The organism is Mesorhizobium sp. M0062 (assembly GCF_040323125.1).
Lineage (GTDB): Bacteria > Pseudomonadota > Alphaproteobacteria > Rhizobiales > Rhizobiaceae > Mesorhizobium.
Genome location: NZ_JAMYUO010000016.1, coordinates 32,102 through 58,416, shown reverse-complemented (window position 1 = coordinate 58,416; position 26,315 = coordinate 32,102). Strand labels below are relative to the sequence as shown.

Here is a 26,315-nt window from a genome sequence, read left to right as displayed (position 1 = left end):
CCAGGACATGAAACATTCAGCAGCGGAAATCCTGCGCGAATACGGGCCCTTTCCTGATGTCGACACCGTGCACGGCGTGAGCTTCGACGGACAGAATGTCTGGTTTGCGACGGGCGAGCGGCTGACCGCCTTCGATCCGGCAAGCGGTGAGACGCTGCGCTCGATCGATGTCGCCGCCCATGCCGGCACCGCCTATGACGGCCGACATCTGTTTCAGCTCGCCGGGGACCGCATCCAGAAGATCGACCCGGATACCGGCAAGGTGCTCTCCATCATCCCGGCGCCCGGCGGCGGCCGCGATTCCGGCATGACCTGGGCCGAGGGCACGCTCTGGGTGGGGCAAAACCGGGAGCGCAAGATCCACCAGATCGATCCCGAGACCGGGAAAATCCTGCGGACCATCGACTCAAACCGCTTCGTCACCGGAGTGACCTGGGTCGATGGCGAGCTCTGGCACGGCACCTGGGAAGGCGACCAGAGCGATGTCCGGCGCGTCGATCCGCAAAGCGGAAAGGTGCTGGAACGGCTCGACATGCCGGCAGGGGTGGGCGTTTCCGGGCTCGAATCCGACGGCGGCGACCGCTTCTTTTGCGGCAGCGGCCCCGGCGGCATGGTGCGATCGGTGCGCCGGCCCAGATCGGCCGGCAGCGTATAAGGCCGCGGCCGGCGGCGTTCGCCTTATGGTGCGAAACGTCCCGCCGAGATCATATCCCGGAGCCGTCGAGCAGCGGGACGTCTTCGCCTTGCCACGGACTTGGCATTGAAGCCCGGCTCAGATTGGCCGTCGGCAGCGGCATCCAGCATTTCAACTCCGGTTCGGGGTATTCGATCACCCGTCCTGGCGACGAATCGGAAGAGCGCCAGCCCTCCGTGCCGAACTGGTCGGCGCGCGACCAGTAAGCGAGATCGACCTCGGCCGGCCCCTGTTCCGATGGCCTGACCGTGACCAGGATGCGGCTGCCGTCCTTGGGCGCGCTCGCCATGTGCCGCCAGCGATCGGGTTCGTCCATTCTCATGTCCTCCTGCACGTTGCAGGGATAGTCGCCGCGCTCTTGGCAGCGGTCAACCCGAACTTTGCCCAAGCACGAGATCTGTTTAGTACTCCCGCGCCGTCGGCCGAAACAGGATCTGGTTCATGTCGACCTCGTCGGGCTGGCTCACGGCGAACGCCCACATGGCGAAAGAATCCGGGTGCCGGGCCGCAACAGGAAAATCGAAGCCGGCATGTGAACGGGCTCACATGCCGCCACTGCAAGGAACGCTATGGGACGTCCGGCCATGACAGGGGTTTCGGATGACACTTGCAGATCTGTCTTTTTATCTCTTCACTGTTTTCAATGGCTTGCGCGTGGTGTCCTACCTGCCGCAGATCGTGCGGGTGGCCCGGGACAGGCACGGGGCGTCGGTGATTTCCTACGCGACCTGGCTGTTGTGGACAGGCGCCAACGCCACGACGGGACTCTACGCCCACATCAATCTGAACGATCCCGCTCTGGCGGCGATCAACTGGCTGAACGCCGTATGCTGCGTGCTGGTCATCGCGCTCACCGCCTACAAGCGCCATCGCGCACGGCTTCCGGTTGAGGAAGCCGCAAGCCGGTCGGAAGCGACCGCTCTGATGGTCGACAATGTCTGCTGAAGATCACCGCGGCAGATTGCGCTTTTCGAGGCCGCTCTCAGACATGCACGGTGCCATGCGAAAGCTCGCCCTCGTCGCTTGAGATGAGGAAAGCGGCTGCGAGTAGGCCGACATAGAACAGCCCGACCATGCACACGACATAGATGCCTGGAACCGGGCCGAGCTGCGCCACGCGCGCGGCGTCGAGAAATGACGCGCCCAAGCCTATCGGCGACCCTTCGCGCTGCAGACTGGGCGTCGTGATCTTCAGCACCCACGCCAGCATCAGGATCGTGTACATGAAAATGTAGTTGCGGCGCAGCCGGCGCACCAACGCCGCGCGTTGCGAGATCAGGAAGCGCGGCGAACGCAGGCCTTCGCCGACGATGGCCAGCCAGTTGGAGGCGTAGTCGGGCTGCGGCGAGAAGATCTGCGCGAAATAATAGCGCTCGAACTGGCGCACCCTGGCCCGGTAGACGTCGAAGAAACGATAGCGCCGCGCCTCGATCCATAGCAGCAGCGTGGTCAGCAGCATGGCAAAGAGCAGCACCCCGTGATGGGCGCTGGGCGTCGAGAGTGAGACTGAGAGCATGGCGGCGACGACAGTAATCGCCCAGTTGCTGGTACGGTCCAGCCGGTCGCGCCAGCCGGCCATGCGGGCGATTTCGGCGCGGTGGAAATGCGACATGGTGGCCACGAATTCCGATGAGGTGAGCTTCAGCGCGAACGCATCAGAGGCCCGCGGCGCTGCAGCCGCTTCGTCGGTTTTCACGGTCTTGACCTGAGACATCCCTTGCCACGCGCCTCCCAACGCCATGGCCGGCCGAAACGACGCCGGTCATCCCCATCCGCGCAACGCGCAATCGGTTGAAAATGTTCCGTCGCCGGCCCGGGTCTCGGCGGTGTATCCGCAGTCAGATAGGCCCGTTATGCGATTCAGGTAATGAGGAACCTGCGGCGCGCCAAGGGAGCGTGGCGTGCAACCGATCTCGCCCGCAAACGTTATACCGGGCACGATGAGGGGGTGGATGTCCTTCGTGGTCAACCGGCGCCGGCCGGTCGCGCTTGCCGCGGCAGCTTTCGCATTCATGCCGGCCGCATCGTTGGCAGCCGAAAAGACCAGCATGTCCAGCGAGGGCATTTTCGTTCTCGAAATCCTCCTTCTGCTTCTCGTCGGCCGCGGCATCGGCGAATTGCTGGAGCGTCTCGGCCAGCCGGCGGTGATGGGTCAGCTCATCGGCGGCATCCTGCTCGGGCCATCGCTGCTCGGCTGGCTATTGCCGGAAGCAGAACGCGTGATCTTTTCAGGCGACGCCACCCAAAAGAGCATGATCAGCGCCATCGCCCAGCTCGGCGTGTTGATGCTTCTGTTGCTCACCGGGATGGAGACGGATCTGCGGCTGGTGCGCAGGGTCGGCCGTGCGTGCTTTTCCATCTCCGCCGCGGGCGTCGCCGTGCCTTTCGCGCTCGGCTTCACCGCCGCGCAGTTCATGCCGGCCTCGCTGCTGGCCGACGGAACCGAGCGCATTGTCGCCGGTCTCTTCCTCGGCACGGCGCTGTCGATCTCCTCGGTCAAGATCGTCGCCATGGTGGTGCGCGAGATGAACTTCATGCGCCGCGATCTCGGTCAGATCATCGTCTCGTCGGCCATCATCGAGGACACGATCGGCTGGGTGATCATCGCCATCACCATCGGCATCGCCACCAAGGGGCGCATCGAGCTCGGCAGCCTTGCCTTCACCATTGTCGGCGTCGCCGCCTTCATGGGGTTTTCCTTCACGATTGGCCGCCGCATCGTCTTCGACGCCATCCGCTGGACCAACGATACGTTCCGCAGCGAATACGCCGTCGTCACCGTCATTCTCGCCATCATGGGCGCAATGGCGCTGATCACCGATCTGATCGGCGTCCACACCGTGCTCGGCGCCTTCGTCGCCGGCATACTGGTTGGGGAATCGCCGATCCTGTCGCGTCATATCGAAGGGCAATTGCGCGGCGTCATCATGGCGCTGTTCATGCCGGTTTTCTTCGGCGTCGCCGGCCTTTCGGCGGATTTCACCGTGCTTGTCGACCACGAGCTTGCGCTACTCACGGCCGCTTTCGTGCTGATCGCCAGCTTCGGCAAATTCGCCGGCGCCTTCATCGGCGCCGAGCTTGCCGGCATGAGCCGCAAGGAAGGCATCGCCGTCGGTTGCGGCATGAACGCGCGCGGCTCGACCGAAGTCATCGTCGCCTCTATTGGCCTGTCGATCGGCGTTCTGTCGCACAATCTTTTCACCATGATCGTGACCATGGCCGTCATCACCACGCTCGCCATGCCGCCGACCTTGCGTTGGGCACTCGGCCGCTTGCCGATGGGCGAGAACGAGAAGAAGCGTCTGGAGCGCGAGGAGATCGACCAACGCGGCTTCATCGCCAATCTGGAACGACTGCTGGTGGTGACCGATGAGGGCGTTGTCGGCCGCTTTGCCGCTTACCTCGCAGGAGTCGTGGGCGCCGGCAGGCCGACGACGGTGCTGCATGCCCGAGGCGAGGGGGAGGAGGCCGAGCCCGGCACGGATGCGAAGCTCGAGCCGATCGAAAAGGGTGCCGAGGACAGCCGCGAGGCCGCCAGGAGTTCGGACGAGGAGCTTGCCCGCGCGGCGCCTGTCACGCGGCGCCACGAGGCCGAGCTTTCGGCCGAAACGGTTGCCAAGGAGGCGCGCAAAGGCTATGGGCTGCTGCTGATCGGGCTCGGCCGCGCGGTCACGTCGAAAGGTGGGTTTGCCCGCCGCATCAACGAGATCGCCGGCGCCTTCGAGGGCCCGCTATGCCTGGTGCTGAAGGCGCCCGGCGCCGGCCGCCAGATGCCAAGGCTAGGACCTGAAGGCGGGAAGATTCTGGTTCCGGTCAACGGCACCGCGATCGCCCGCCGGGGTGCCGAAATGGCGCTGGCGATTGCAGCGGTCACGGGTGCGCGGGTCAAGATACTTTATGTCGCGCGCGTCGGCCGCGACGAACCGCGCGACACTGTCTCGCATCGCCGCAGGGAGGCGGTGCTGAAGGATACCGTCGCACTAGCCGACCGCTATGGCGTCGAGATCGAGACGGCCATCCGCAGCCGGGCCGCCGCCGCCGATGCCATTGCCCGCCAGGCCGGCAGGGGGGCGGCGCTGATCGTCATGGGCGTGGCGCGGCGCCCTGGCGAGGAACTCTTCTTTGGCGAGACGACCACAGGCGTGCTGCAGCGCTGCCAATGCCCGGTGGTGCTGATCTCGGACGCCAGGCTCAGCCGCGACGACGAGGTCAGGGAAGAGCTGCGCTCGGGAACGGCGACAGGGTGATGAGTATTTGCCCTCGAGGGGAATTTCGCTCATGCCGCCTGCAGCCTCTCTCGGCCGGGCTGCGGCGGGAACGCGATGGCGATGCCGGCAGCACCGAGTCCGATCAGCGCCGAGCCGATGAACAGCCAGGAATAGCTGGCATAGGCGTCGAAGATCATGCCGCCGGCGAGCGGGCCGAACGACATGCCGAGGCTGGACAACAGGGTCGCGGCGCCAAGTATCGTGCCGATGATGCGCGGCCCGAAATAGTCGCGCGCCAGAACCGCATAGAGCGGCATGACGCCGCCATAGGTGGCGCCGAAGATGATCGCCAGGAGATAGAACTGCTCGAGATTGCCGACGGCGAGATAGGCGGCGATCACCACCGCCTGGATGGCGAGGCCCACGATCAGCACCGGCTTGGCGCCCAGCCTGTCGCCGAGCACGCCGTAGAGCACGCGCCCGCCAAGCCCGGCAAGGCCCTCGACGCTGTAGATCGACACGGCTGCCATCGGCGCCACGCCGCACGACATGGCATAGCTCACCATGTGGAAGATCGGCCCCGAATGCGCTGCGCAGCAGGCGAAGAAGGTCATACCCAGCACCAGGAATTGCGGCGAGCGCAGCGCCTGGCCGACTGACATGCCGGGGGCCGCGGCAGGCGCGGGCGCGCTGCCATCCGCTGCCGCGACCGCCGTCGACGGCTGGCGCACCAGGAAGACGGCCGGCAGCAACAGCACCCAGGCCATGATGCCGATATCGAACATGGCGGTACGCCAGTCGTAGGCGGTGATCAGCCAGCGCGCGAAGGGTGAAATGGTCATCGGCGCCACGCCCATGCCGGCCGAGACCAGCGACACGGCCAGGCTGCGATGGGTCTCGAACCAGGCGGTGGTCAGCGCGATCATCGGCGCGAAGAAGGCGCTGGCCGCCAGCCCGACGATGACGCCATAGCTCAGCTGGAAGACTAGCAGCGATTGGGCTCGGCTCGCCACCACCAGCGACAGGCCGAGCAGCACCGCGCCGGCAAAAACCACCGGGCGGGCGCCGACACGGTCATAGATGGCGCCCCAGGCGAAACCGCCTGCACCCATCACCAAGAAATTCAGCGTCATGGCGCTGGAAATGCCGGTTCGCGACCAGTTGGTGTCGAGCGCCATCGGCTCGAGAAAGATCGCCAGCGAAAACATCGCGCCGAGCGCCACACAGGTCATCAGCGCGCCGCACGCGACGATCACCCAACGGTAGGAACTGTTCATGCTCTTCTCCCGAGATCGGTTTCGATGCGGCGCCACTCGCTCCAGCTCCGTTGCGCCGCTTGCGTCCGAAGGACGTTGGCGGGATTTCGAATCCGACAATCCGGTTGCATTTTTTATCCGGTCTGCGTGGAAGTCCATCCGGATATGACAAAAGCAGGGGTGTAAGGCTGCCAAGCGCGCCGACAAGATAGACTGCCGAATTGACGAGCCGCTCCGCGGCACTAGCTTTGTGGTCTCGCGACGGGAGATATCGCTCATGGAACTGCATCGCGGCCGCCTCATCGACCACGTCCAGCTGGTGGTCAGGGACCTCAAGGCGAGCCGGCGCTTCTATGAAGCCGTCTTCAAGGTGCTCGGCATTCCGATCGGCGGCGAGGCCGAGGACTATTTCTGGGCCGACGAGCTGTTCATCTCAAGCCTCGACAGCCGGGCGGCGAAGGGACAGCTGACCGGGCGCCATCATCTGGCCCTCCAGGCCAGGGACAAGGCCATGGTCGATGCCTTCTACAAGGCCGGCCTCGATGCCGGCGGCGCCGACAATGGCGCGCCGGGTGAGCGGCCCTACCACCCCGGCTACTACGCCGCCTTCCTGCTCGACCCCGACGGCAACAACATCGAGGCTTTCACGGGCCGGCAAAGCGAAGTGCCGCTTCGGTCGAGATCAATTTCTAGCGCAGGTTCACGAGGAGCGGGTTGCGGTGATCCGTCCGGAGTTCTCGTAAAAACAAAGAGTTGAAGCGGTCCACGGATTCAATCGCTGAACTGCTTCACATTGCCGGCGCGTAGCGGTTCACCACCATTCCGCAGGCATAGGCTTTAGAGCCGAGCAGGCGCAATTTCCGGAAGCCGCCACGGTCGAAAATCCGCTCGCCGTCGCCCAGCGCGGCCGGATTGATGAACAGCTGGAACTCATCGACCAACCCCGCTGCAATCAGCGCCGAGGCAAAGCCGGCGCCGCCGAATACCGCCATGTCGCCTTCACCTTCAGCTTTCAGGGCCTTGACCTCGCGCGGCAGGTCGCCGCTGGCAAGCGTCGTGCGCTCCCACCGCGATGCCGCGAGCTTGTCGCTCAGCACCACCTTGCGCGCCTCGACGATGCGCTGCGCAAAGGCGTAGAAGGGATCGCGCTGATAGTTTTTTGCCGCATTGCCCCAATGGGTTAGATAGCCTTCTTCGGCCATCTTGCGGCTGAGCAGAATGGTATCGATGCCGGCGAACACCGCGTTGAAATCCTGCTTCAAGTCGTCGTCCCACGGGCAGTTGGCGCCCCATTCCCAGAGCTGCCAGTGCTCATCGCCGGCCGCGCCGACAAAACCGTCGACCGACATCTGCATCTGCAGGATCAGCTTTCTCATCGTCGTTCTCCTGATTGAGCTCTGGTGTCACCAGCGCCAGGTCAGGCGGCGTTAGTGATTGCTTTACTTTCGGAACCATTGACACGAGAGAAAAATGATGTCAATAGTAAAGTGATTTAAAAATGGAAGCATTCAAATGTCGACCAGGGAAAGATCCGGCTGCCCCATCAGCCTGTCGCTCGAATTGCTCGGTGACCGCTGGACGCTGCTGATCATCCGCGACATGATTTTCGCGGGAAAAAGGCACTTCCGGGAGTTTCTGCTATCAGGCGAAGGCATCTCGTCGCGCACGCTGGCCGAGCGGCTGCAGACCTTGCAGGATGAGGGCATTGTCACCAGAAGCGACGACCCCACGCACAAGCTCAAGGCGATCTACAAGCTGACGGAGGCGGGCATCGACCTGTTGCCGGTGCTGGCGACGCTCGGCGCCTGGGGCAGCAAATACCGCAACGCCGATGACAAGCTGGCAAGGATCGCCGATGAACTGGCGACGGGCGGCGAGGCAGGCCTGGAGCAGATAAAGAAGAAGCTGCGCGCCGAGCATATCGGCTAAGGAGCAACGCCAGCCCTCCCTTCGGGCCGATGGCGGGCTACATCGACACGACGTCGCGCAGCCTCACCCTTCCCATCCTGCAAATCGCTGTGGCCAGAGCCATGTCTGCTTCGGATTGCCATCGCCCGAACACGGCCTCTTCCAGCCAGCGCGCGGTGGCGGGGGCGGCATGCATGCCGATTGGGCCCATGCCGCCATGCACGTAGAGCTCTTCGACCGCGGTGCGGCCGTCGACAGGCAGCCCGTCCGACAGCATGGGGCGATTGCCGGGATAGACATTCGTCACCCTGGGTGAGCCGAGACCGGACAGGATGCGCAGCGTGCGCGCCGCGATGCGAAGGCGTCTCGGCGCTAGCGCGCCGATCCACCTTCTCCAACAAGGGCAGAAGGTGAGGCGCGCCTTGTCCCGCCTGCGCTTCTACGCGTAGCCTAAGGAACTAGCGGGAGGAGAATCGCTTGGACACCACTGTCGTTATTGTCGGCGCCGGGCCTGCCGGCCTTGCGGTCGGTGCCTGCCTGAAGCGGGCAGGAGTGGATTTCATCCTGCTCGAAAGATCGCAGGAGATCGCCCCCGCCTGGCGGCGGCACTATCGGCGGCTGCATCTGCATACGGTCAAGTCGTTCTCGTCGCTGCCGTTCCAGCCCTTTCCCAAAAATTATCCGCGCTACGTGCCGCGCGAACTGGTGGTCCGCTATCTCGACGACTACGCGCAAAAATTCGATCTGCGCCCGCGCTTCGGCGTAACGGTGAAAGCCATTCGCCGTACCGACAGCGGTTTTCTGGTCGAGACAGGTTCGGACAACCTGAAGGCGCGCCATGTCGTCATCGCCAGCGGTAACAATGCCGAGCCGATCGTCCCCCGGCTCCCTGCCATCGAGGCTTTCAAGGGCGAGGTGCTGCACAGCGCCAACTATACGCAAGCGGCGCCCTTTGCCAGCCGCTCGGTGCTGATCGTCGGCATGGGCAACACCGGCGCCGAGATCGCGCTCGACTTGGCGGAAAGTGGCGCGCGTCCGACCATTTCGGTGCGCAAGGGCGTCCACATCGTGCCGCGCCAGCTGTTTGGCGTGCCGATCCAGATGGTCGGCATCGCCAGCCGGCCAATGCCGCAGGCGCTGAACGACTGGATGTTTCCGATCATCCTCGATTTCGCGCTGGGCAAGCTCGAGAAATACGGCATCGTCAGGCCGAAACAGGGCATCCTGCAACAGATCGACGAAGTCGGCCGCATCCCGGTCATCGACGTCGGCACGGTCGACGCCATCACCAAAGGCGCCATCAAGATCGCGCCCGACATAACGGGCTTCACCGAGCGCGGCGCTGCGTTCACCGACGGCAGGCAGGAAAATTTCGACGCCGTCATCCTCGCCACCGGCTATCGCCCGGGCTACGAAAAGTTTCTGCCCGTGGAATTGCAGCCGGAGCGCAGTGGCGTCAACGCCCGCGCCTCGCAACTCGGCCTCTACCTCGTCGGCTTCTACAATCCGGTCACCGGTCTGCTCAGGGAAATTGGACGCGAGGCGAAGGCAGTGGCGGCCGACATTGCTCGGCGAGGCTGAAAGGGGCGGCGTCGGCCAAGCTGCGGATCTCCCGCCTTGCGGGGAGATCGGCTATCCATCACAGCCCCGCCGCGTCGCCCTCATCGAGCAGCCATTGCCGCACGGCTTGCGTCGGTTCTGGGTGCCGTTGCTTGCGCGGCATCACGACATAGAAATCGTGCGTCCCACGCATCTCTGCGTTGATCGGCTGCACCAGCCGGCCGGCGGCAATGTCGGCAGCGACGAGAAACCGGCTGGCCAGCGCGATGCCCTGGCCGGCAATGGCGGCGTCGATCGCGAGGCCTGTCTGGTTGAAGCGCATGCGTTTGGCCTCGGTGGCCATCTTCAGCCCGAGCGCTCTCTCCATGAATTCCGGCCACAGATTGTGCGCGTCGTGCAACAGGACATGATGCTGGATATCGGCCGTCGCGATCTCGTTCGCCTCGGTTGGCAGCAGGGCAGGGCTGCAGATGGCGACGATCTGCTGTGGGAACAACAGGTCGACCATCAGGCCGGCGCCGAAGGGCGGGCGGCCTTGCCTGACCGCAATGTCGACGCCGTCGGCCTGAAAACTCGACAGGCTTTGGCTGGCCAGGATGCGCAAATCGACGAGCGGGTTGTGGGCGACGAACTCCGGCAGTTTGGGGATCAGCCATTTGGTGGCAAAGCTCGGCGTGACGCTGATCGTCAGCCGCGCCGGCTCGGGCCGCAACAGCAGCGTTGCCTCGGAGATCAGCTCGAAGGCGCGGCGAATGTTCGGCGCATAGGCACGTCCCTCATCGGTCAGCGCCAGGCCGCGCGGCAGCCGGTCGAACAGCTTTGCGCCGAGATCCGCCTCCAGCCCGCGTATATGCTGCGCCACCGCCCCTTGCGTCACGTTCAGCTCCTGCGCGGCGATGCGGAAGTTGAGATGACGCGCGGCGGCTTCGAAGGCACGCAGCGCATTCAACGGCGGCAGGCTCAGGAAGGCTTCGGGCATGCAGGAGTTTTTCTACAGCTTGATTTCAGGCTTTCTGGTTCGAACCAGATGGCAAGACCGGCTATATCATCCTTTGAAGTCGCGAGACACACGCCGCAAAACCCCAAGGAGAGAAAAATGAGTGTAGAAAAAGTGGCAGTCGTCGTCGCGGGTGGCAGCGGTATGGGCGCGGCGGCGGCCAAGCGGCTGGCGGCGGACGGGTTCAAGGTCGCGATCCTGTCGTCCTCCGGTAAGGGCGAGGCTCTGGCCAAGGAGATTGGCGGCCTCGGCGTCACCGGCTCCAACCAGTCGAATGACGATCTGCAGCGGCTCGCCGATCTGACGCTCGAGCGCTTCGGCCGCATCGACGTGCTGGTCAACAGCGGCGGCCACGGGCCACGCGCGCCGATCCTCGAAATCACCGACGAGCAGTGGCACACCGGTCTCGACGTCTATCTGATGAACGTCATCCGGCCGGTGCGCATCGTGGCGCCGCAGATGGTCAAGCAGAAGGCCGGCGCCATCATCAACATCTCGACCGCCTGGGTGGTCGAGCCGAGCCCGATGTTCCCGACATCCGCCGTGTTCCGCGCCGGTCTTGCCGCCTACACCAAGATCTTCGCCAACACCTACGCCGCCGACAATGTACGCATGAACAATGTGCTGCCCGGCTGGATCGACAGCCTGCCGGCCACCGAGGAGCGCCGCGACAGCGTGCCGATGCAGCGCTACGGCACCTCGGAGGAAATTGCCGCGACCATCGCCTTCCTCGCTTCCGAAGGTGCGGGCTACATCACCGGCCAGAACATCCGCGTCGACGGCGGCATCATCGGCGCGATCTGACCGCGCCGGTCGCCTCGCGTGAGCCGGCGCGTCACTCCTTCACCGCGCCGGTCATCGACGAGACATAGTGCTCGACGAAGAACGAATAGAGCACCACCACCGGCAGCGAGCCGATCAGCGCTCCCGCCATCAGCGCCCCCCATTCGTAGACGTCGGAGCGCACCAACTCGGTCAGCACACCCACCGGCACGGTCTTGTTTTCCGAGGACTGGATGAATGTCAGCGCATAGATGAACTCGTTCCATTGACAGGGTGAAGGCGAATATGCCGGCGGAGATCAGGCCGGGCACCGACAGCGGCAGCACGATCTTGGTGAGGATCTGCCACCGGCTCGCTCCGTCTATCAGCGCGCATTCTTCCAGTTCGAACGGGATGGAGCGGAAGTAACCCATCAACAGCCACGTGCAGAACGGCACCAGGAAGGTCGGATAGGTAAGGATGAGCGCGAAGGGCGTGTCGTAGAGCCCGAGGTTGAACACCATCACCGACAGCGGAATGAACAGGATCGAGGGCGGCACCAGATAGGCTAGGAAGATGCCGAGGCCGACCTGCCGCGCCCCGGAGAAGCGCAACCGCTCGATCGCATAGGCGGCGAACACCGACGCCAGCAGCGACAGGAAAGTAGCGGCGGTCGAGATGATGATCGTGTTGAGCAGCCAGCCCGGATAGGAGGTCTCGAACAGGAGATAGCGGATGTGCTCCAATGTCGGATGCACCACCCAGAACGGATTGAACTGCGCATAGTCGGTCATCTCGAGATTGGGCTTAACCGCCGTGATCGTCATCCAGTAAAACGGAAACAACAGCACGAAGACGAACACCAGCAGCGGCAGATAGACCGTCACCACGCGGCGCGGCAGGCTCTGCAGGTAGCCCATGCCGCCTTCGTCGATATCCCCACGTTTCGCCTTCCTTGTCGCGGCCGTCTTGACCATGTCAGTCTCCGCCGCCTTGTTGCCATTTGCGGCGTTGCAGGCCGAAATAGCTGAACAGGATCGCCGCCAGCAGGAACGGGATCATGGCCACCGCGATGGCCGCGCCCTCGCCAAGCTGGCCGCCGGAAATGCCGCGCTGGAAAGACAATGTCGCCATCAGATGCGTGGCATTCACCGGTCCGCCCCGGGTCAGCACGTAGATCAGCTGGAAATCGGTGAAAGTGAACAGCACCGAGAAGGTCATGGTGATGGCGATGATCGGCGTCAGCAGCGGCAGAGTCACATAACGAAACAACTGCCAGCGACTGGCGCCGTCGAGCGTGGCCGCCTCGTAGAGCGACTGCGGAATGGTCTGCAGGCCGGCGAGCAGCGTGATGGCGACGAAAGGAATGCCGCGCCAGACGTTGGCGGCGATAACCGAAGCGCGCGCATTCTCCGGATCGCCGAGGAAATTGATGCGGTGGTCGATCAGGCCCATTTGCTGCAGCGCCCAGGACAGGATGGAGAACTGCGAATCGTAGATCCACCAGAAGGCGATGGCTGACAGTACGGTGGGCACCACCCAAGGCAGCAGGACTATCGCGCGGAAGAACGATTTGAACGGCAGGTTTTCATTGAGAATGAGCGCCAGCCACAGGCCGAGCACGAACTTCAGGATCGAGGCGCTGACCGTGTAGAGCAAGGTGTTGAAGACGGACAGCCAGAAGACGGCGTCACTCCACAGATACTGATAGTTCTCGGTGCCAATGAAGATGCCGGGGCGGCCGATACGGGCATCGGTGAAGCCGAGCCAGACGCCCAACCCGAGCGGATAGGTCAGGAAGACCAGCAGCAGCGCCGCCGCCGGCAGCATGAAGCCGAAGCCCAGCGCGTTGCGGCTTTCGGAGATCCGCGAAAGCATCGACGGACGCGGCTGGGCGGCAACGGACGGCACGGCCATGGAGGGCTCCTCATCGGGGAATCAGGTCACGGCGTCAACGGCCGCCATGGGATTGTGCGACGGGCCGGGCAGCGCACTAGACGCTGCCCGGCGGTGCCGTGATCAAACGCGGTAGTAGCGGTTGGCGCGCTTCTCCGCCTCCTCCATCGCCTCCTGCGGCGTCGCCTGGCCGGTCACCGCCTTGGCAAACATGTCGACCAGGACATAGTCGGCCATGGTCGCCGCCGAGGCATAGCCGAGCGGCCCGGCATAGCCGTTGGGGCGCAGCGTCGCCGAGGCCTTGGCATAGGCGGCATTGTTCGGGTCGGCCGTCCACACCGGATTGTTGTCGAAGGCCTTCAGCGTCTGGCAGCAATAGCCCGCCGAGGAGGTGATCCAGTCGGTCATCTGCGGATCCTCGAACATGAACTGCAGATAGGCCTTGGCCGCATTGGGGTAGGGCGTGTAGTTGAAGATGACGGCGGTGGTCACCTGGAACAGTTCGACCGATTTCCCGACGGGACCGATCGGCAGGTTGGTGGTGCGGATGTCCTTGGCGATCTCAGCCAGCTTCGGATCGTTGTCCTTGTTGATCTTGGCCGTATTGTAGGCGGAAATGCCGTTGGCGATGACGCCGAGTTCGCCGGCCAGGAAGGCGCGGTTGTTATTGACGTCGAGCCAGCTTTCGGTCCCGGGAATGAAGGTCTTGTAGAGTTCCTGCGCGTATCCGATCGCCTTTAGCGTCTCGGGGCTGTTGATCGCCACCTTGCCGCTCTCGTCGACCATCTGGCCGCCATGGCTCCACAGCAGCCAGTGCGCGTAATTGTTGCCGTCACCGACGCCGTGGCCGTGCGTGAAGCCGGCCGGATGTCCTTTCGCCTGCAACGCCTTGCAAAGCTCGAGGAAGCCTGCCGTGTCCTTCGGAAATTCGGAGAAGCCGGCCTCCTTCACCCAGCTTTCGCGATAGACGATGGCATTGCCGATCGTGGCCAGCGGCAGGCCGACGAACTTGCCGTCCCGCGTCGCATATTGCTTCGGTCCGTCGTGCCATCCGCCATATTTCGAGCCCAGATACTCGCCGAGCTCGGTCACGTCGTGCAGCTTGTCGGGATATTGATGCGGGTCGTCGAACCAGACGAACATCAGGTCCGGGCCGGAACCGACATTGGCCGCGACCGCTGCCTTGGGGCGAATGTCCTCCCAGCTTTCCTTGTCGACACGAACCTCGACACCTGTCGCCTCGGTGAAGCGCTTGGTGTTGGCCAGCCATTGATCCTCATCGCCCTTGACGAAGGGCGACCAGCGCAGCAGCCGCAGCTTTGCGCCTTCCTCGGGCTTGTATTTCAAGCCCTCCTGGGCAAAAGCCGGCGAGCCGACGAACCGGCTTCCCAGAGCTCCCGCCGCGGCACCTGCGGTCGTGCGGATTACATCGCGTCTCGTGAATTTCATGGTCGTCTCCTCCGGTTTATCTTCCTTGCTATGCGGTCCTTACCATCCGTTACGCGTTTCAAATCGTGTTCCGGTCTTGCCGTCAAAGAGATGAATCAGGCCAGGCGCGGCAGAGAGCCGTATGGATTCGCCCGGTGTTAAGGCATGGCGTTCGCGGAAATTGGCGACGATCTCGTCGCCGCCGGCGGTGCGGCCGATGATCTGCACTTCCGACCCGGTCGGCTCGACCACCGCGACGGTTACTGTATTGCTTTGGTCTGACGATAGCCGCAAATGCTCGGGCCGTATTCCCAGCACCACCGGATGACCGTTGCCAACGGCCGGCGCGCCGGCCAGCGGCACGGAAATTCCCCCGGCGCCGCGAAAGGACGGAGACCCGTCGGTGACGATCTCGCCCTTGATCAGGTTCATGGCGGGCGAGCCGATGAAACTGGCGACGAAGAGATTGTTTGGCCTGTCGTAGAGCTCCAGCGGCGGTCCGATCTGTTCGACGATGCCGTCATGCATGACGACGATCTTGTCGGCCATGGTCATGGCCTCGATCTGGTCGTGGGTGACATAGACTGTGGTCGTCTTGAGCCGCTGGTGCAGTTCCTTGATCTCGGCGCGCATCTGCACCCTGAGCTTGGCGTCGAGATTGGAGAGCGGTTCGTCGAACAGGAAAACCTGTGGATCGCGCACGATCGCCCGGCCCATGGCGACGCGCTGGCGCTGGCCGCCGGAAAGCTGGCGCGGATATCGCGTCAGCAATGGCACCAGCCCGAGGATTTCGGCGGCGCGCTGAATGCTGGTAGCGCAATCGGCCTTCGAAACACCTTTGAGCATGAGCGAGAACGCCATGTTCTCGGCGACCGTCATGTGCGGGTAGAGCGCGTAGTTCTGGAACACCATGGCAACGTCGCGCTCTTTCGGCGCAACGTTGTTGACGACCCGATCCCCGATCGCGATCTCGCCCCGAGAAATCTTTTCCAGGCCGGCGATCATCCTGAGAAGGGTCGATTTTCCGCAACCCGACGGGCCGACCAGCGTGACGAATTCGCCGTCGTCGATATCCACACTGACGCCATGCAGGACCTCGACGGTCCCGAACGATTTGTAAACATCGCCGATCGCGACAGACGCCATCGATCTCCTCCCGAATGCTTCTTGCGACGCCCCGAAGGAAACCGCTCCTCTCCCGCCTCGCGACCGTCTCCCATTCCCCCAACAGGTCGCGTGACGATCAGACGGTAGCGCTACCAAGCCTGCCTGTAAAGCGGCCATGCGGACGGTTTTCTTGTCGTTCGAAACACTCGGCGCAATGAACGGCACACCGGCAAACTACCCCCCATTCACAAAAGCCAGCACCAGCTTTTGCAGGTTTCCGCCGGGGCCGAATTCGACCCGGTCGAAGTCGCGGCTCGCCTGCCGCTGTGCCAGCGAGATCTGGACGAGTTGCCTCGTCAGCTCGGTTCTGATCTTGCTGCAGCCGGGGTCATCATTAACGGTCAGGCCGACGCTCACCGCCTCGATCTTGCGCACCATCTCGGCGATGGCTGCGCCATGCACTCTCTCGTGGGCGGCGAGCCCGGCGATGAACACCGTCCAGTTCTTCTGGACGGAAGCCGGCAACGGTTCGGCCGGCTTTGGCAAGGTGTAGGTGATGATCAGTTTCGGGCGCGCCGATTTGAGCACGCAGGCGTCACCTTGCGGCCTGTAGTCCCTGGTCCAGGTCAGCTTGAAATTGGTGTGCGCAATGACCCGACCCTTGCCGAGCAAGGGGCCGGCTTCGCCGATCGCGGCATAGAGTTCCGGGCCGGTCCGCCCTGCGATGGCGTAGGTCTCGACCTTTTCGACCGGCTTCCAGTCGGCGCGTGCCGGCGACGCCAGCAGGGAGGCCGCGAACAGGAGAAAGAACATGGCTGGTTTCATGGAAACGTCAGAGACACTGGGCTGAGGCAAAGATCAACCCGGCGCAATGCACTCAGGTCCCACGGCAGGCCGCGTCATAGTCGGCCAGCACCTGATCGACAGCTTCGAGAAGGATAGCCTCGGGATTGCCCGCCGGCCCGAGTTCGGCCGGCAGCGCCGGCAGGAATTGCCGCATCAGCGTTTCGGGAATGGCAACGTCGTCCAGCGCCTTGCGCAGGCGCTCGACCGCCGCGACAGCGGTGGGGTTGCTCCAATAATAGCGGATGCGATCGCTGTAGCTGTAATGCCGCTGCACATAGAGCTCTGCTTCGTTGCCATGATAGTGGCTGTGCCAATGGCCGGGTGCTGCCAGCATCGCGCTTTCCATGGTGCGGGCGAGCGACCGGTCGCCATAGTCCCTGGCCATTTCGGAGGCGATCAGGTCGAGCCCGTAAAGCGCCTCGCGCAAGGCGAAGGTCAGGCCGGGGCCGACCTTGAGGATAGGAAAGCCGTTTGCGACCAGCGCGGTCAAAGCCGCACGGGTCTGGTAGTCGGTCGAATGCGCCTCGTAGACGAGCGACGGCTGCTCATCGAGCAAGCCGGTCAGGCCCTTGGATTTTTCGGGCGCGTAGGCGACGACATTCTGGCTGCCGAATTCCACGCCCGGCTGCACCACCACGGCCATGACGCGGCCGAACGCCTCGGTCAGGCCTTCGCGGGCAAAGATCTCCCGGTGAACCTCGATCGTGCGCCGCGCCGCCGCCGCCTCGGTCGGCTTCAACTCGCTGATCGCATGGTCGACGCCGCCGGGGGCGGGAACTTCGGTGCCGATGATGTAGACCGGCAAGGTGCTGCCTGCGGCGTGCGCGCCCGTTTCGGCCGCCTTTGCCAGCCGCGCCGCCCGGGTGGCGATGGTCTCGTCGTCAAGCGCCGCCGGCTCGCCGGCGCAGCCCATCGATGCGTCGAGATGGATCTTGGTGAAGCCGGCCGCGATATAGGCGCCGACCATGGCCTCGGCCTTGTCCATCGCCTGCGCCGCCGGCTCTGCGCGCCACGGGTTCGGTCCCAGATGGTCGCCGCCGAAGATGATACGCGAGGCTTCCAGCCCCTCGCGGCAGGCGATCTCCAGCACGAAGGCGACGAACAGCGCCGGGGTCATTCCGGTATAGCCGCCGAACTGGTTGACCTGATTGCAGGTTGCCTCAATCAGCAGGTTTTTCTCCCTGTCGGCAACGGCGCGCCTGATCGCCGTCTGGATCACCAGCGGATGCGCGGAGCAGATCGAGGTGATGCCGTAGGGCGAGCCGTTTTTGCGCGCGCTGGCGAGGCCTGCAAGCGGGTTGGCGCTCATGTCCGTCTCGCTGTTCCCTTGATGAATTGATCGAGTCCGTCGAAGCTGGTGACGCCCTCCATCGGGCCGCGCCGGGTGACGTTGCGGGCGCCGGCGGCATTGGCATAAAGCAGCGCCTTGCCGGGCTCCATCCCCTGGCGGCGGCAGGTCAGGTAGGTGGCGCCGAAACAATCGCCGGCGCCCGTGGGGTCGACTTCCTCGACCTGAAAACCGGCGCAGTCGATCCTGGCGCCGTCGGCGCCGAACCAGGAAGAGCCGTCAGCACCGCGCTTCAGCACGATCTCGCCGACGCCCCTGGCAAACAGCGCCGCCACCGCCCGGTGCTCGTCATCGACGCCCGCCGTAGCGAGCAATTCGTCGCCGGACGGCAGCAGCAGGTCGGCATCGTCGATGAGTGCGGAAAACAGTGCGCCGTCGGAGCCGTCGATCAGCTCCTTGCGCACATTCGGGTCGAATGAGGTCGAGCCGCCGCGGGCACGAACCGCCTGCACTGCGTAGCTGACGATCTCCTTCAGCCCTGCCACCGACAGCGTCGATCCCATGATATGCAGATGGCCGGCCCTGTCCGCCAGCAGGCGCGCAGCAGTGGTCAGGTGGATCTGCCCGGCGGCGGATTCGGCGATGTTGTAGACGAAGTCCCTGATACCATCGGGCCGGTAGCGCACGAAGGCGCATCCCGTCGGGAAGCGGTCGCTGATATCGACGGCTGAGACGTCGACGCCGTCGCGCTCCAGCCTGTCCAGGTTGAGCGTGCCGAAATCGTCGCGGCCGACGCAGCCGATAATGCCGGCGCCGCCTCCCAGCCGGGCGACCTGATCGATGAAGATCGCCGGCGCACCGCTGGGGAATGGCCCGACAAGCGATTGCGGCTCGAGGAAGCCGAAACCCCGTTCCGTCGCCATGATCTCGACCAGGATTTCGCCGGCGACAATCGTTGGCCCCACGGCCTCGGCGGCGATCTCGCTTCGGCGCGAAAGGCTCATGCTTGCGATTCCTCTCACACGCAAACTGATTGCTTGCCCGCGCAGTTATCCGACGCAAGTGTTTATCGGGTAAATCGCACATACAGCGAAGTCAATAAAACTCTACATGCGTATAGTTTATCTGTTTCCGCGCGTACACATTGCAGGATTCGGGTGGCTGGTATCGTGGCACCGTGCAAATCAGGCGTCGACCGCAGCGAAAGGACAGCCATGCTCACGCTTCATGATTATTTGCCGTCGCAAAACGGTTGGAAGGCGAGGGTCGTGCTCGGCCTGCTCAACATTCCCTATGAAAGCCGCCTGGTGTCGATTTTCGAGGGCGAGAGCCACACCGACGCCTTCCTGAAGCTCAACCCGGCCGGCGCCGTTCCTGTGCTCGAACTCGAGGATGGCCGTGCTATCGCCGAATCGAATGCGATCCTCATTTATCTCGCCGAAGGCACGCCCTTGCTGCCGGCGGATCGCTATGTCAGCGCGAAAGTTATGCAATGGCTGTTCTTCGAACAGTACCATGTGAGCCGGTCATCGGCTCCCTGCGCTTCTGGACGCTGGCCGGAAGGCTGGAGCGCAACCAGGCGACGCTTCCGGCCAAGCGCGAAGCCGGCGCCCGCACGCTGGCAGCGCTGGAGCGCAGCCTGAACGACACGCCGTTCCTTGTCGGCGACATGCTCACCATCGCCGACATTGCTGTCTATGCCTACGGCCACCGTGCCGAAGATTGCGGCTTTGCGCTGGCGGCTTATCCGGCGGTTCGTGCCTGGACGGGCCGGGTACGCGACGCCATCGGTCCCGGCTATCCCGTGCATCTCTACAGCATCGATCGGCATTCGGCTGCTTGAAGGCAAAAGGCGCGTTCACCTTGCTTAGTCGAAAAGAAGACCCAGATTCTGCTTTGTCGGCGGCTTTCGCTCGCAATCCGTTGACTGGATGGCCGGATCCCGGCGTCAACTCGACGACCTGCCGGCACTTAGCATGGAGGTGACCATGACACGCGACGACATCATTTCGGTGTTGGGGCCGGTAGACGAGGCGGTCATAGCCGACATCGCGCTGACCGGCGCCACCCTTCAAGAACTGCGCGAGGCGTTCGCCTGGCTCGGTGCCGACGAGGCGCTGGTCAACGAGGGCCGCCCCTTGCCGGGAACGAAGGTGGCGCGGCTGATCGAAATTCTCGATATGCCGGACGACGAGGACGGCCGGCAAGCGGCGGCGCAGTAGGCTGTAGGCGTAGGGTATCGGTCTGCGCCACCTTATTCCCTATTCCCTACGGCCTATTCCCTCCCCTTACGCCCTCGACAGCAGCCGGCGCATGATCAGCGAGGCGTGGCCGCCAACGCCGTGCGCGGCCGTGCGGCGCTCGACCACTTCGAAACCGTGCTTGCGATAGAAGGCGATCGCCCGGTCGTTGCCCTCGATCACTTCCAGCGCAATGCTGGGGATGCCGGCATGCGCGACAAGCACCGCGTGCAGCAGGTCGGTGGCGAGCCCGCTGCCGAACTCTGTCTTGTCGATGTGCAGCCGGTCGAGCAGGACATCGCCACGATCGTCCATCGCCGCCATCGCGTAGCCGGCGATCGAACCGTCCGGCCGTTCGGCCACGAACGACATCTTGTTGTCGTCCGCAAGTTCCTCGGCCAGCCGCTCGGGCGCATGCTTGTCGTCCGAGAGCCGCGCAGTGGTCTCTGGCCCCATAATCGCCGAATAGGTGCGCCGCCAGGATTCCCCCAACAGCCGCGACACCGCCGCTATATCTTTCTCGGTCATCGCCCTGATCTGAACCATGGCCTAAATCCTCACCGCCTCACCCGCGACTTCAGCCAACGATCGAAGGCCACGGCGAGGATCAGGATCAGGCCGATGACGATGCTTTGTGTGTAGGACGAGACATTGTTGAACTGCAGCCCGTTTTGCAGCACGCCGATCAGCGCTGCGCCCACCACCGTGCCGCCGACCGAGCCGATGCCGCCGAATAGCGAGGTACCGCCGATGACCACGGCGGAAATCACCGTAAGTTCGTAGCCGATGCCGGCTACGGCTTCGGAGGAGTTGAGCCGTGCTGACAAAACGAAGGCCGCCAGCCCGGCGAAGAAGCCGACGATGACATAGACCGAGATCAGAATGCGGTCGACGCGCAGGCCCGAAAGGCGCGCGGCCTCGGCATTGCCGCCGACGGCATAGACGGCGCGGCCGTAGCGCGTATAGCGCAGCACGATGTGGCACAGGATGGCCGCCACCGCGAAGATGATCGCCGGCACCGGCACCGGTCCGATGAGCCCGGTGCCGAACCAGCGCATCGAGGCGTCGAAACCGGAGATCGGTCCACCATTGGAGATGGTCAGCGTCAGGCCGCGAAACACTGTGAGACCACCCAGCGTGACGACGAAGGGCGGCACTTTCAGCCTGGTGATGGCAAAGCCCTGGACGCCGCCGGCCAGCGCCCCGACGATGACGGCGGCAAGCAAGGCGGCGAACCAGCCATATCCTTGCGTGCCCGTGGTCGACAGCGACAGCGTGTTGGCGGTGCCGCCCTTGGCCACCACCGCCGCCACCATGCCGCAGAAGGCGAGCAGCGAGCCGACCGACAGGTCGATGCCGGCGGTGAGGATGACGAAAGTCATGCCGAGCGCGATCAGCCCGGTGATCGAGATCTGCCTCAAAATGTTGAACAGGTTGATTGGATCGATGAAGCTCGGCTTCAGCACGGTGAAGATGACGATCAACACCGCCAGGAACATCAGCGGCCCAAAACTCATCAGAAGCCGTGCGATGTTGATGCCGCTGCGCTGGGTCTGTTCGGTGGTGCTGGTCATTGCATCGCGTCCTGCTTGCGGTCGAGCGCCATCAGTTCCATCAGTTTTTCCTCGGTCGCTTCGATGCCCGGCATTTCGCCGGTGATACGGCCGCGCCGCATCGTAACGATGCGATCCGACACTGCCAGCACCTCCGGCAGCTCCGACGAGATCATCATGATGGCGATGCCGCGTGCGGCAAGCTGCACCAGGATCTGGTGCACTTCGGCCTTGGCGCCGACATCGACGCCGCGCGTCGGCTCGTCGACGATCAGTACTTTCGGGTCGCGCGCCAGCCAGCGGGCCAGGATCACCTTTTGCTGATTGCCGCCGGACAGGCCCTCGATCGCCTGCTCGGGCGAGGCCATGCGGATCGACAGTGCCTTGCGATAGCCGGCCAGCGCCTCGCGCTCGCGCCGTTCGGCCATGAAGCCGGCCCCATTGCTGTAGCGGCCGAGCGAGGCGATGGAGAAATTGTTGAGAATGCCAAGTGCTGCAAAAATCGCCTGGTGCTTGCGGTCTTCCGGCACCAACCCGATGCCGAGTTTGATGGCGTCGGCGGGCGAAGCCAGGGCGATCGGCTTGCCGTCGAGCGCAATCGTGCCGGCCGCGATGCGGTCGGCGCCGAAAATGGCGCGGGCAAGCTCGGTGCGGCCGGAACCGACGAGGCCGGCAACGCCGAGGATTTCGCCGGCCTTCAGATCGAGGTTAACGCCTTCGAGTACGATGGCATGCGGCGCCAACGGGTCGCGTACCGTCCGCAGCCCGCGCACCGAGAGCCTGACCTCGCCGGCGACGTCGCGCTGCGTCGGCCGCGCGTAGAGTTCGGAGGCGGCGCGGCCGACCATCTTCTCAATGATCTTCGGGATCTGGATCGGCTGGCCGTCACGGTCGAGATGGCCGGCCAGCCTGCCGTCGCGCAACACCGTCATCCGGTCGCAGATCGCCGACGCTTCTTCCAGCCGATGGGTGACGAACATGATCGCCACGCCGTCCTTGCGCAGCCTGTCCATGATCGACATAAGCTTCTGCACCTCAGTCTCGGTCAGCGCCGAGGTCGGCTCGTCCATGATGATCAGGCGGCTTTCCAGCGACAGAGCGCGGGCGATTTCGACCAGCTGCTGTTCGGCCACCGAGAGCGACGACACCGGCGTCGCCGGATCGATGTCGAGACCGACGCGGGCGATGATCGCGCGCGAGGCGTCCTCCATCCTGCGCCAGCTGACCAGCCCGAGCGGCCCGAGCGGCGCGCGGCCGATGAAAATGTTTTCCGCAACCGTCAGCGTCGGGATCAGGCTCAGTTCCTGATAGATGGTGACGATGCCATGCCGCTTCGCATCCTGCGGACTGGACGGCGCGTAGTCGGCGCCGTCGAAGACGATGCGGCCGCTTGACGGCGGCATCACGCCGGACAGGATTTTCAACAGCGTCGACTTGCCGGCGCCGTTCTCGCCGAGCAGGCCAAGGATCTCACTGGGCCGCACCTCGAGCGAAACGTCGATGAGCGCGGTGACGCCGGAAAAATGCTTGGTCACGCCTTCGACGGAAAGGAGCGGGGGCGATGATGCGGTGGGTTCAACGGCGGACAAGCATTGCTCCCGGATTGCGATAGGCAGCGGGACAGCGCCCCCCTCTGTCCTGCCGGACATCTCCCCCACACGGGGGGAGATCAGCAGTTTTGCCGGCAGCACTATTTCTATAACGTTGGCGATTGGCGAAAGCAGACGTGACGGCCAATCTCCCCCCAAGTGGGGGAGATGTCCGGCAGGACAGAGGGGGGCGCGACAGAGCGCGACCTCCACCCGTCATGGGCCCTACTCTCACTTCGTCTCGTTCAACCTCTCCGCCTTGTCGAGATTGTCCTTGCCGATGACGATCGGCGTCAACAGCACCAGCTTCTCCTTCGGCTCGGTCTTGTCCCTGGCGAAGGCGACCGCGATCTGCACCGCCTTGCGCGACTGTTCGCCGGGGAACTGCTCGACCGTGCCGGCGAGCTTGCCGTCGCGCACGGCGACCAGCGCTTCCGGCAGCGCGTCGAAGCCGTAGATCTTGACGTCGGTGAAGTTGCGCGCGGCACAGGCTTCGAGCGCGCCGAGCGCCATGTCGTCATTGGCGCAGATGATGGCGTCCGGCTTGCCGTTGGCGGCAAGCCCGGCCTCGGTCACCGACAGCGCTTCGGCGCGGGCGAAATTAGCGGTCTGCTCGAAGATGATCTGGTACTTGTCCTTGAGCGGATCGAGCACATTGTGGACGCCTTTGTTGCGGTCGATCGCGGGCCCGGCACCCGGCTGGCCCTGCAAATGGAACAGCTTGGCGCCGTTCGGGAACGCCGCCACCATGGCCTGCGCCTCGGCTTCGCCACCCTTGACGTTGTCGGCGCCGACATGGGCGAGAATGCCCTCGACGCCGTCGACGCGGCGGTCGATCGTCACCACCGGAACGCCGGCCTTGACCGCTTCCTCGATCGCCGGCGCCAGCGCGTTGACGTCAAGCGGCGAAATCACGATGGCGTTGACCTTCTGCACGAGTGCGGCCTCGATGTCGGCGGTCTGCTTCGGCGCCGAGTTCTGGCCGTCGCTCTCGGTCAGGTTGACGCCTTGCGCCTGCGCCTCCGCCTTGATCTCGTTCAGCATGTGCACAAAGAACGGAAAGCCGAGATTGGGCACCGAGCCCAATATGGTCAGTTTGTCGGCGGCAAAGGCCATGGGCGCGGCCAGCGCCATGGCGCCGGTCGCCACGGTCGACAACAGGAATTCGCGTCTGTTCATCAGATATCCTCCACATGAACGCAGGAGCCCGAAACCCGGAGCGGCTCGGGACGGTCCTTGCGTCAATTCAAAAATGGAGTGTCCTGTGAACGCCCCGAGGGGACGCGAGGCGCTCCAGCCGGTCCGCCGCAACGTTCTCCTCCGCACGGCGCCGACCCGAGGATGCTAGCCAAGGAAAATCGATTACGCAAGGTGAGGCGAGGGGCTGAAACTGCTAATCTCCCCCCTTGTGGGGGAGATGTCCGGCAGGACAGAGGGGGGCGCTGTCCCGCCGACATTGGCCAATTTCACTTACATCTTTGAGCTAACCTCTACGCAGAATACTTGATGCGGGCGATCCTTCGCGCCCCCTCTGCCTTGCCAGGCATCTCCCCCACGAGGGGGGAGATTGGCAGCTTAGACGCCTCTACCTGTCGATCGTCGTCATCACCCGCTCATTGTAGCGCGGCCCTGAGACCTTGCCCGGCGCAAGGGCTGCATCGAGCGCAGCTATCTCGGCCGCGTCGAGCGTGATCGCGGCCGCAGCAACATTTTCTTCGAGATACTTGCGCCGCTTTGTCCCCGGGATCGGCACGATGTCAATGCCGAAACCGTCGCCCTTGCCGAGCACCCAGGCCAGCGCGATCTGTGCGGGCTTTGCCCCTTTGGCCGCGGCCACCTCCTGCACCGCAGCCGCAGCCGCGATATTAGCGTCGTAGTTGGCGCCCTGGTAGCGGGGGTCGCCGCGGCGGAAATCGCCTTCCGGATAATCCTCGGCGCGCTTGACGTCGCCGGCGAGGAAACCGCGGCCGAGCGGCGCGAACGGCACCAGGCCGATGCCGAGCTTTTTGAGCAGCGGGATGATCTCCGGCTCCAGATTGCGCTCCCAAAGCGAATACTCGCTCTGCAGGGCCGAGACAGGGTGCACGGCATGAGCACGGCCGATATTCGCCGCGCCCGCTTCCGAGAGGCCGAAGAAGCGCACCTTGCCCTCGGCAACCAGCCGGCCGACCGTGCCGGCGACATCTTCCATCGGCACCGCCGGATCGACGCGATGCTGGTAATAAAGGTCGATATGGTCGGTGCCGATCCGCTTCAGCGAGCCCTCCAGCGCCTCGCGGATATGGTCGGGCCGGCTGTCACGCTCCGTACCGACCTGTCTTCCGTTTTCGATGCGGAAGCCGAATTTGGTGGCAAGGGTCACCTCATCGCGCCGGCCCTTCAGCGCCCGCCCGAGCAGTTCTTCATTGGCATAGGCGCCGTAGACTTCCGCCGTGTCGAGGAAGGTACAGCCGAGTTCGACGGCGCGGTGCTGGGTGGCGATCGATTCCGCCTCGTCGGCAGGGCCGTAGGACTGGCTCATGCCCATGCAGCCGAGGCCGATCACCGAGACCTGCAGCCCCTGGCTGCCGAGTTTGCGGGTGCCGAGGGTCATTGCCGTTCTCCTCTGGGGCTGAGGAAACTATAGCGGCCGCTCCTCCAGTTTCCATAGCTGTTCGGCGGAAGAACAGCGCTTCCCTTGACAAAACCCAGCCGCAAGCGCCTTTGCCTGCGGCCATTGGGGGCCATGGGGATACCAATGAAGAAGATCTACGAGAAGCCGACGCTGAACCGGCGTCAGCAGCTCCCGCGCGTCACCGCGCTCATAATTCCTTCGGACCACTAACCGAATATTGTCGTCGCCATTGCAAAGTCCGCTGCCGAGGCGCAGCGGTTTTTTGCTGCCGCCGGATCGTAGCGCTGCCAGAAGCAGGCGGTCAAAATTGACAGAGCGGCCGATCTCCAGCATCCTTATGCCGCCGCCATGTCTTGCGGTCTTGTGTAT

At 64.1% G+C, this 26,315-nt stretch carries 25 protein-coding genes and 3 pseudogenes; 9 read left to right on the top strand and 19 right to left on the bottom strand.

What is annotated here, in order from left to right:
• The first annotated feature begins 7 nt into the window (after window positions 1–7).
• On the top strand, window positions 8–655 hold the full coding sequence (locus NKJ64_RS19380) for a Vgb family protein (protein WP_023814852.1): 648 nt from the start codon (window positions 8–10) through the stop codon (window positions 653–655).
• Window positions 656–704: 49 nt separating this feature from the next.
• Here the strand turns inward: NKJ64_RS19380 and NKJ64_RS19375 are convergent, their stop codons facing one another.
• Window positions 705–1,010 carry a hypothetical protein gene (locus NKJ64_RS19375; protein WP_023689804.1) on the bottom strand — a complete coding sequence of 102 codons (306 nt, stop codon included), beginning with the start codon at window positions 1,008–1,010 and terminating at the stop codon, window positions 705–707.
• 284 nt (window positions 1,011–1,294) lie between these two features.
• Here NKJ64_RS19375 and NKJ64_RS19365 point away from each other — a divergent pair, with 284 nt between their 5' ends.
• The gene (locus NKJ64_RS19365; RefSeq protein WP_023699394.1) at window positions 1,295–1,639 is read left to right on the top strand and encodes a hypothetical protein; all 345 of its coding nucleotides are present in this window, start codon (window positions 1,295–1,297) and stop codon (window positions 1,637–1,639) included.
• Between the two features lie 37 nt (window positions 1,640–1,676).
• Here the strand turns inward: NKJ64_RS19365 and NKJ64_RS19360 are convergent, their stop codons facing one another.
• Entirely contained in the window at window positions 1,677–2,408 is a 732-nt protein-coding gene (locus NKJ64_RS19360) for a DUF2270 domain-containing protein (protein ID WP_023673885.1), read from the bottom strand.
• A 238-nt stretch (window positions 2,409–2,646) separates the two neighbouring features.
• On the opposite strand from NKJ64_RS19360, the gene NKJ64_RS19355 reads away from it, so the two are divergent.
• Entirely contained in the window at window positions 2,647–4,941 is a 2,295-nt protein-coding gene (locus NKJ64_RS19355; RefSeq protein WP_352463161.1) for a cation:proton antiporter domain-containing protein, read from the top strand.
• A gap of 29 nt (window positions 4,942–4,970) precedes the next feature.
• Here NKJ64_RS19355 and NKJ64_RS19350 read toward each other — a convergent pair whose 3' ends face one another.
• Entirely contained in the window at window positions 4,971–6,179 is a 1,209-nt protein-coding gene (locus NKJ64_RS19350) for an MFS transporter (RefSeq protein WP_023740063.1), read from the bottom strand.
• A gap of 256 nt (window positions 6,180–6,435) precedes the next feature.
• Between NKJ64_RS19350 and NKJ64_RS19345 the strand changes: the two are divergent.
• Window positions 6,436–6,851 (top strand): annotated as a pseudogene (locus tag NKJ64_RS19345) (VOC family protein).
• Window positions 6,852–6,946: 95 nt separating this feature from the next.
• Here the strand turns inward: NKJ64_RS19345 and NKJ64_RS19340 are convergent.
• Window positions 6,947–7,534: a dihydrofolate reductase family protein gene (locus tag NKJ64_RS19340; RefSeq protein WP_023685903.1), complete on the bottom strand. Its 588-nt coding sequence runs from the start codon at window positions 7,532–7,534 to the stop codon at window positions 6,947–6,949.
• 136 nt (window positions 7,535–7,670) lie between these two features.
• Here NKJ64_RS19340 and NKJ64_RS19335 point away from each other — a divergent pair, with 136 nt between their 5' ends.
• Entirely contained in the window at window positions 7,671–8,087 is a 417-nt protein-coding gene (locus NKJ64_RS19335) for a winged helix-turn-helix transcriptional regulator (protein ID WP_023673465.1), read from the top strand.
• Between the two features lie 37 nt (window positions 8,088–8,124).
• Here NKJ64_RS19335 and NKJ64_RS19330 read toward each other — a convergent pair whose 3' ends face one another.
• Window positions 8,125–8,373: an FAD-dependent oxidoreductase gene (locus tag NKJ64_RS19330; RefSeq protein WP_245274447.1), complete on the bottom strand. Its 249-nt coding sequence runs from the start codon at window positions 8,371–8,373 to the stop codon at window positions 8,125–8,127.
• A 170-nt stretch (window positions 8,374–8,543) separates the two neighbouring features.
• On the opposite strand from NKJ64_RS19330, the gene NKJ64_RS19325 reads away from it, so the two are divergent.
• On the top strand, window positions 8,544–9,647 hold the full coding sequence (locus NKJ64_RS19325; RefSeq protein ID WP_352463160.1) for a flavin-containing monooxygenase: 1,104 nt from the start codon (window positions 8,544–8,546) through the stop codon (window positions 9,645–9,647).
• Between the two features lie 58 nt (window positions 9,648–9,705).
• Here NKJ64_RS19325 and gcvA read toward each other — a convergent pair whose 3' ends face one another.
• Entirely contained in the window at window positions 9,706–10,605 is a 900-nt protein-coding gene (gene gcvA, locus NKJ64_RS19320) for a transcriptional regulator GcvA (RefSeq protein ID WP_023685899.1), read from the bottom strand.
• A gap of 117 nt (window positions 10,606–10,722) precedes the next feature.
• On the opposite strand from gcvA, the gene NKJ64_RS19315 reads away from it, so the two are divergent.
• Entirely contained in the window at window positions 10,723–11,427 is a 705-nt protein-coding gene (locus NKJ64_RS19315; RefSeq protein ID WP_023715144.1) for an SDR family oxidoreductase, read from the top strand.
• A 31-nt stretch (window positions 11,428–11,458) separates the two neighbouring features.
• Here NKJ64_RS19315 and NKJ64_RS19310 read toward each other — a convergent pair.
• From NKJ64_RS19310 to NKJ64_RS19280, 7 genes and pseudogenes are all read right to left on the bottom strand, one after another.
• Window positions 11,459–12,362, bottom strand: a pseudogene (locus tag NKJ64_RS19310) (carbohydrate ABC transporter permease).
• A gap of 1 nt (window position 12,363) precedes the next feature.
• Entirely contained in the window at window positions 12,364–13,263 is a 900-nt protein-coding gene (locus NKJ64_RS19305; protein ID WP_444849008.1) for a carbohydrate ABC transporter permease, read from the bottom strand.
• A 141-nt stretch (window positions 13,264–13,404) separates the two neighbouring features.
• Window positions 13,405–14,730 carry an ABC transporter substrate-binding protein gene (locus NKJ64_RS19300; RefSeq protein WP_023693796.1) on the bottom strand — a complete coding sequence of 442 codons (1,326 nt, stop codon included), beginning with the start codon at window positions 14,728–14,730 and terminating at the stop codon, window positions 13,405–13,407.
• A gap of 39 nt (window positions 14,731–14,769) precedes the next feature.
• Window positions 14,770–15,855, bottom strand: a complete 1,086-nt coding sequence (locus NKJ64_RS19295) for an ABC transporter ATP-binding protein (protein WP_352463159.1) — start codon at window positions 15,853–15,855, stop codon at window positions 14,770–14,772.
• A 195-nt stretch (window positions 15,856–16,050) separates the two neighbouring features.
• Window positions 16,051–16,641, bottom strand: a complete 591-nt coding sequence (locus NKJ64_RS19290) for a DUF922 domain-containing Zn-dependent protease (RefSeq protein ID WP_023699145.1) — start codon at window positions 16,639–16,641, stop codon at window positions 16,051–16,053.
• 52 nt (window positions 16,642–16,693) lie between these two features.
• Window positions 16,694–17,971 (bottom strand): D-tagatose-bisphosphate aldolase, class II, non-catalytic subunit, encoded by a 1,278-nt coding sequence (locus NKJ64_RS19285; RefSeq protein WP_023699146.1) that lies wholly within the window; start codon window positions 17,969–17,971, stop codon window positions 16,694–16,696.
• Complete coding sequence (locus NKJ64_RS19280) at window positions 17,968–18,954, bottom strand: tagatose kinase (protein WP_023699147.1); 987 nt, start codon at window positions 18,952–18,954, stop codon at window positions 17,968–17,970. The genes NKJ64_RS19285 and NKJ64_RS19280 overlap by 4 nt, the downstream gene beginning before the upstream one ends.
• 210 nt (window positions 18,955–19,164) lie before the next feature.
• Between NKJ64_RS19280 and NKJ64_RS19275 the strand changes: the two are divergent.
• Both NKJ64_RS19275 and NKJ64_RS19270 read left to right on the top strand, forming a co-directional pair.
• Window positions 19,165–19,793 (top strand): annotated as a pseudogene (locus NKJ64_RS19275) (glutathione S-transferase family protein).
• A 145-nt stretch (window positions 19,794–19,938) separates the two neighbouring features.
• A complete protein-coding gene (locus tag NKJ64_RS19270) occupies window positions 19,939–20,172 on the top strand; it encodes a hypothetical protein (protein WP_031193476.1) in 234 nt (77 codons plus the stop codon).
• A 66-nt stretch (window positions 20,173–20,238) separates the two neighbouring features.
• Here the strand turns inward: NKJ64_RS19270 and NKJ64_RS19265 are convergent, their stop codons facing one another.
• From NKJ64_RS19265 to NKJ64_RS19240, 6 genes are all read right to left on the bottom strand, one after another.
• A complete protein-coding gene (locus NKJ64_RS19265) occupies window positions 20,239–20,736 on the bottom strand; it encodes a GNAT family N-acetyltransferase (RefSeq protein WP_023703086.1) in 498 nt (165 codons plus the stop codon).
• An 11-nt stretch (window positions 20,737–20,747) separates the two neighbouring features.
• A complete protein-coding gene (locus NKJ64_RS19260) occupies window positions 20,748–21,764 on the bottom strand; it encodes an ABC transporter permease (RefSeq protein WP_023673479.1) in 1,017 nt (338 codons plus the stop codon).
• Window positions 21,761–23,392 (bottom strand): sugar ABC transporter ATP-binding protein, encoded by a 1,632-nt coding sequence (locus tag NKJ64_RS19255; protein ID WP_502902877.1) that lies wholly within the window; start codon window positions 23,390–23,392, stop codon window positions 21,761–21,763. The genes NKJ64_RS19260 and NKJ64_RS19255 overlap by 4 nt, the downstream gene beginning before the upstream one ends.
• A gap of 171 nt (window positions 23,393–23,563) precedes the next feature.
• Complete coding sequence (locus NKJ64_RS19250) at window positions 23,564–24,511, bottom strand: substrate-binding domain-containing protein (RefSeq protein ID WP_023673481.1); 948 nt, start codon at window positions 24,509–24,511, stop codon at window positions 23,564–23,566.
• A gap of 406 nt (window positions 24,512–24,917) precedes the next feature.
• Entirely contained in the window at window positions 24,918–25,925 is a 1,008-nt protein-coding gene (locus NKJ64_RS19245; RefSeq protein WP_352463157.1) for an aldo/keto reductase, read from the bottom strand.
• Window positions 25,926–25,952: 27 nt separating this feature from the next.
• Entirely contained in the window at window positions 25,953–26,279 is a 327-nt protein-coding gene (locus NKJ64_RS19240) for a hypothetical protein (protein WP_352463156.1), read from the bottom strand.
• Window positions 26,280–26,315: the final 36 nt, after the last annotated feature.

Coding starts and splice junctions, on each gene's coding strand:
- NKJ64_RS19340 (WP_023685903.1), bottom strand. CDS start 7,534: ATGAGAAAGCTGATCCTGCAGATGCAGATGTCGGTCGACGGTTTTGTC.
- NKJ64_RS19245 (WP_352463157.1), bottom strand. CDS start 25,925: ATGACCCTCGGCACCCGCAAACTCGGCAGCCAGGGGCTGCAGGTCTCG.
- NKJ64_RS19270 (WP_031193476.1), top strand. CDS start 19,939: ATGACACGCGACGACATCATTTCGGTGTTGGGGCCGGTAGACGAGGCG.
- NKJ64_RS19280 (WP_023699147.1), bottom strand. CDS start 18,954: ATGAGCCTTTCGCGCCGAAGCGAGATCGCCGCCGAGGCCGTGGGGCCA.
- NKJ64_RS19240 (WP_352463156.1), bottom strand. CDS start 26,279: ATGCTGGAGATCGGCCGCTCTGTCAATTTTGACCGCCTGCTTCTGGCA.
- NKJ64_RS19250 (WP_023673481.1), bottom strand. CDS start 24,511: ATGAACAGACGCGAATTCCTGTTGTCGACCGTGGCGACCGGCGCCATG.
- NKJ64_RS19315 (WP_023715144.1), top strand. CDS start 10,723: ATGAGTGTAGAAAAAGTGGCAGTCGTCGTCGCGGGTGGCAGCGGTATG.
- NKJ64_RS19255 (WP_502902877.1), bottom strand. CDS start 23,392: ATGTCCGGCAGGACAGAGGGGGGCGCTGTCCCGCTGCCTATCGCAATC.
- NKJ64_RS19350 (WP_023740063.1), bottom strand. CDS start 6,179: ATGAACAGTTCCTACCGTTGGGTGATCGTCGCGTGCGGCGCGCTGATG.
- NKJ64_RS19295 (WP_352463159.1), bottom strand. CDS start 15,855: ATGGCGTCTGTCGCGATCGGCGATGTTTACAAATCGTTCGGGACCGTC.
- gcvA (WP_023685899.1), bottom strand. CDS start 10,605: ATGCCCGAAGCCTTCCTGAGCCTGCCGCCGTTGAATGCGCTGCGTGCC.
- NKJ64_RS19285 (WP_023699146.1), bottom strand. CDS start 17,971: ATGAGCGCCAACCCGCTTGCAGGCCTCGCCAGCGCGCGCAAAAACGGC.
- NKJ64_RS19380 (WP_023814852.1), top strand. CDS start 8: ATGAAACATTCAGCAGCGGAAATCCTGCGCGAATACGGGCCCTTTCCT.
- NKJ64_RS19375 (WP_023689804.1), bottom strand. CDS start 1,010: ATGGACGAACCCGATCGCTGGCGGCACATGGCGAGCGCGCCCAAGGAC.
- NKJ64_RS19265 (WP_023703086.1), bottom strand. CDS start 20,736: ATGGTTCAGATCAGGGCGATGACCGAGAAAGATATAGCGGCGGTGTCG.
- NKJ64_RS19355 (WP_352463161.1), top strand. CDS start 2,647: ATGTCCTTCGTGGTCAACCGGCGCCGGCCGGTCGCGCTTGCCGCGGCA.
- NKJ64_RS19300 (WP_023693796.1), bottom strand. CDS start 14,730: ATGAAATTCACGAGACGCGATGTAATCCGCACGACCGCAGGTGCCGCG.
- NKJ64_RS19260 (WP_023673479.1), bottom strand. CDS start 21,764: ATGACCAGCACCACCGAACAGACCCAGCGCAGCGGCATCAACATCGCA.
- NKJ64_RS19305 (WP_444849008.1), bottom strand. CDS start 13,263: ATGCTTTCGCGGATCTCCGAAAGCCGCAACGCGCTGGGCTTCGGCTTC.
- NKJ64_RS19360 (WP_023673885.1), bottom strand. CDS start 2,408: ATGTCTCAGGTCAAGACCGTGAAAACCGACGAAGCGGCTGCAGCGCCG.
- NKJ64_RS19365 (WP_023699394.1), top strand. CDS start 1,295: ATGACACTTGCAGATCTGTCTTTTTATCTCTTCACTGTTTTCAATGGC.
- NKJ64_RS19335 (WP_023673465.1), top strand. CDS start 7,671: ATGTCGACCAGGGAAAGATCCGGCTGCCCCATCAGCCTGTCGCTCGAA.
- NKJ64_RS19290 (WP_023699145.1), bottom strand. CDS start 16,641: ATGAAACCAGCCATGTTCTTTCTCCTGTTCGCGGCCTCCCTGCTGGCG.